1 tRNA gene and 2 rRNA genes are annotated in these 4,803 nt (G+C 51.9%); all 3 read right to left on the bottom strand.

Going from position 1 to position 4,803, the window contains the following annotated elements:
* Positions 1 to 2 precede the first annotated feature (2 nt).
* Positions 3 to 2,920: ribosomal RNA gene (locus AC1DHY_RS15720) — 23S ribosomal RNA — on the bottom strand.
* Between the two features lie 93 nt (positions 2,921 to 3,013).
* Positions 3,014 to 3,089 (bottom strand) — tRNA-Ala (locus AC1DHY_RS15715).
* Positions 3,090 to 3,199: 110 nt separating this feature from the next.
* A 16S ribosomal RNA gene (locus tag AC1DHY_RS15710) occupies positions 3,200 to 4,751 on the bottom strand.
* The 16S and 23S rRNA genes sit together here with 1 tRNA gene alongside, the layout of an rRNA operon.
* Positions 4,752 to 4,803: the final 52 nt, after the last annotated feature.

The following is a 4,803-nucleotide window of genomic DNA, read 5'->3' as shown; positions in this document are numbered from 1 at the left end:
TTTTGGTTAAGTCCTCGATCGATTAGTATTCGTCAGCTCCATGTGTCACCACACTTCCACCTCGAACCTATCTACCTCATCGTCTTTGAGGGATCTTACTTACTTGCGTAATGGGAAATCTCATCTTGAGGGGGGCTTCATGCTTAGATGCTTTCAGCACTTATCCCGTCCACACATAGCTACCCAGCGATGCCTTTGGCAAGACAACTGGTACACCAGCGGTGTGTCCATCCCGGTCCTCTCGTACTAAGGACAGCTCCTCTCAAATTTCCTACGCCCACGACGGATAGGGACCGAACTGTCTCACGACGTTCTGAACCCAGCTCGCGTACCGCTTTAATGGGCGAACAGCCCAACCCTTGGGACCGACTACAGCCCCAGGATGCGATGAGCCGACATCGAGGTGCCAAACCTCCCCGTCGATGTGGACTCTTGGGGGAGATAAGCCTGTTATCCCCGGGGTAGCTTTTATCCGTTGAGCGATGGCCCTTCCATGCGGAACCACCGGATCACTAAGCCCGTCTTTCGACCCTGCTCGACTTGTAGGTCTCGCAGTCAAGCTCCCTTRTGCCTTTACACTCTACGAATGATTTCCAACCATTCTGAGGGAACCTTTGGGCGCCTCCGTTACCTTTTAGGAGGCGACCGCCCCAGTCAAACTGTCCGCCTGACACTGTCTCCTGCCCCGCTAAGGGGCATGGGTTAGAATTTCAATACAACCAGGGTAGTATCCCACCGACGCCTCCTTCGAAGCTGGCGCTCCGAGATCTCTGGCTCCTACCTATCCTGTACAAGTTGTACCAAAATTCAATATCAGGCTACAGTAAAGCTCCACGGGGTCTTTCCGTCCTGTCGCGGGTAACCTGCATCTTCACAGGTACTATAATTTCACCGAGTCTCTCGTTGAGACAGTGCCCAGATCGTTACGCCTTTCGTGCGGGTCGGAACTTACCCGACAAGGAATTTCGCTACCTTAGGACCGTTATAGTTACGGCCGCCGTTTACTGGGGCTTCAATTCGCAGCTTCGCTTGCGCTAACCACTCCTCTTAACCTTCCAGCACCGGGCAGGCGTCAGCCCCTATACGTCACCTTACGGTTTTGCAGAGACCTGTGTTTTTGCTAAACAGTCGCCTGGGCCTATTCACTGCGGCTCTCATGCGCTTGCACGCTCAAGAGCACCCCTTCTCCCGAAGTTACGGGGTCATTTTGCCGAGTTCCTTAACGAGAGTTCTCTCGCACACCTTAGGATTCTCTCCTCGACTACCTGTGTCGGTTTGCGGTACGGGCACCTCTCACCTCGATAGAGGCTTTTCTTGGCAGTGTGAAATCAGGAACTTCGTCCATACGGACTCGCCATCACAGCTCAACGTTAYAGTGTGCGGATTTGCCTACACACACGCCTTACTGCTTGGACGCGCATATCCAACAGCGCGCTTACCCTATCCTACTGCGTCCCCCCATTTCTCAAACGGTGAGGAGGTGGTACAGGAATATCAACCTGTTGTCCATCGCCTACGCCTATCGGCCTCGGCTTAGGTCCCGACTAACCCTGAGCGGACGAGCCTTCCTCAGGAAACCTTAGTCATACGGTGGACGGGATTCTCACCCGTCTTTCGCTACTCATACCGGCATTCTCACTTCTAAGCGCTCCACCAGTCCTTCCGGTCTGACTTCAACGCACTTAGAACGCTCTCCTACCACTGACATCGTAGATGTCAATCCACAGCTTCGGTGAATCGTTTAGCCCCGATACATTTTCGGCGCAGCGTCACTCGACCAGTGAGCTATTACGCACTCTTTAAATGATGGCTGCTTCTAAGCCAACATCCTGGTTGTCTGTGCAACGCCACATCCTTTTCCACTTAACGATTACTTTGGGACCTTAGCTGGTGGTCTGGGCTGTTTCCCTTTTGACTACGGATCTTATCACTCGCAGTCTGACTCCCGTGTATAAATATCTGGCATTCGGAGTTTGTCTGAATTCGGTAAACCGGGATGGCCCCCTAGTCCAAACAGTGCTCTACCTCCAGTATTCTCATCACGAGGCTAGCCCTAAAGCTATTTCGGAGAGAACCAGCTATCTCCAAGTTCGATTGGAATTTCTCCGCTACCCACACCTCATCCCCGCACTTTTCAACGTGCGTGGGTTCGGGCCTCCAGTAAGTGTTACCTCACCTTCACCCTGGACATGGGTAGATCACCTGGTTTCGGGTCTACGACCACGTACTAATTCGCCCTATTCAGACTCGCTTTCGCTGCGGCTCCGCCTTCTAAAGCTTAACCTCGCACGTAATCGTAACTCGCCGGTTCATTCTACAAAAGGCACGCTATCACCCATTAACGGGCTCTAACTACTTGTAGGCACACGGTTTCAGGATCTMTTTCACTCCCCTTCCGGGGTGCTTTTCACCTTTCCCTCACGGTACTGGTTCACTATCGGTCACTAGGTAGTATTTAGCCTTGGGAGATGGTCCTCCCRGATTCCGACGGAATTTCACGTGTTCCGCCGTACTCAGGATCCACTCAGGAGAGAACGAACTTTCGACTACAGGGCTTTTACCTGCTCTGGCGGACCTTTCCAAGTCGCTTCATCTAACTCGCTCTTTTGTAACTCCRTATAGAGTGTCCTACAACCCCAAGAGGCAAGCCTCTTGGTTTGGGCTCTTCCCGTTTCGCTCGCCGCTACTCAGGGAATCGATTTTTCTTTCTCTTCCTCCAGGTACTTAGATGTTTCAGTTCCCTGGGTCTGCCTTCAAGACGCTATGTATTCACGTCAAGATACTACGCGATTAAACGCCCCATTCGGAAATCTCCGGATCAAAGCTCACTTACAGCTCCCCGAAGCATATCGGTGTTAGTGCCGTCCTTCATCGGCTCCTAGTGCCAAGGCATTCGCCGTGCGCCCTTAATAACTTAACCAAGTTATTAAGCCTATAAAAAAACTTWAAAAAAAATAAATGTRTTTGTTACAWTTTCAATGTCGTTTTATCCAGTTTTCAAAGAACAAATTATTGGTGGAGCCTAGCGGGATCGAACCGCTGACCTCCTGCGTGCAAGGCAGGCGCTCTCCCAGCTGAGCTAAGGCCCCAAGAGGTATATATGGTGGGCCTAAATGGACTCGAACCATCGAAACCTTCAAAACTGAACGCAAAACGTAATCTTACAAACCCTAGGTTTGTATTCCGAAAATATCCTTAGAAAGGAGGTGATCCAGCCGCACCTTCCGATACGGCTACCTTGTTACGACTTCACCCCAATCATCTATYCCACCTTCGGCGGCTGGCTCCAAAAGGTTACCCCACCGACTTCGGGTGTTACAAACTCTCGTGGTGTGACGGGCGGTGTGTACAAGGCCCGGGAACGTATTCACCGCGGCATGCTGATCCGCGATTACTAGCGATTCCGGCTTCATGTAGGCGAGTTGCAGCCTACAATCCGAACTGAGAACGACTTTATCGGATTAGCTCCCTCTCGCGAGTTGGCAACCGTTTGTATCGTCCATTGTAGCACGTGTGTAGCCCAGGTCATAAGGGGCATGATGATTTGACGTCATCCCCACCTTCCTCCGGTTTGTCACCGGCAGTCACCTTAGAGTGCCCAACTAAATGATGGCAACTAAGATCAAGGGTTGCGCTCGTTGCGGGACTTAACCCAACATCTCACGACACGAGCTGACGACAACCATGCACCACCTGTCACCGTTGTCCCCGAAGGGAAAACCATATCTCTACAGTGGTCAACGGGATGTCAAGACCTGGTAAGGTTCTTCGCGTTGCTTCGAATTAAACCACATGCTCCACCGCTTGTGCGGGCCCCCGTCAATTCCTTTGAGTTTCAGTCTTGCGACCGTACTCCCCAGGCGGAGTGCTTAATGCGTTAGCTGCAGCACTAAGGGGCGGAAACCCCCTAACACTTAGCACTCATCGTTTACGGCGTGGACTACCAGGGTATCTAATCCTGTTTGCTCCCCACGCTTTCGCGCCTCAGCGTCAGTTACAGACCAGAAAGTCGCCTTCGCCACTGGTGTTCCTCCAAATCTCTACGCATTTCACCGCTACACTTGGAATTCCACTTTCCTCTTCTGCACTCAAGTCCCCCAGTTTCCAATGACCCTCCACGGTTGAGCCGTGGGCTTTCACATCAGACTTAAAGGACCGCCTGCGCGCGCTTTACGCCCAATAATTCCGGACAACGCTTGCCACCTACGTATTACCGCGGCTGCTGGCACGTAGTTAGCCGTGGCTTTCTAATAAGGTACCGTCAAGGTACAGCCAGTTACTACTGTACTTGTTCTTCCCTTACAACAGAGTTTTACGATCCGAAAACCTTCTTCACTCACGCGGCGTTGCTCCATCAGGCTTTCGCCCATTGTGGAAGATTCCCTACTGCTGCCTCCCGTAGGAGTCTGGGCCGTGTCTCAGTCCCAGTGTGGCCGATCACCCTCTCAGGTCGGCTACGCATCGTCGCCTTGGTGAGCCGTTACCTCACCAACTAGCTAATGCGCCGCGGGCCCATCTTATAGCGACAGCCGAAACCGTCTTTCAGTATTTCACCATGAAGTAAAATAGATTATTCGGTATTAGCCCCGGTTTCCCGGAGTTATCCCAAACTATAAGGTAGGTTGCCCACGTGTTACTCACCCGTCCGCCGCTAACGTCAAAGGAGCAAGCTCCTTCTCTGTTCGCTCGACTTGCATGTATTAGGCACGCCGCCAGCGTTCGTCCTGAGCCAGGATCAAACTCTCCATAAAAGAAATTTGATTAGCTCAAATTGTTTTGCTGGCATCATGTTTGATGTCCAAA

The sequence above is a fragment of the Arthrobacter sp. 05L44 genome (assembly GCF_056397605.1).
Note: the sequence above shows the minus strand (reverse complement) of the source record. Positions and strands in the feature narration are given on the sequence as shown.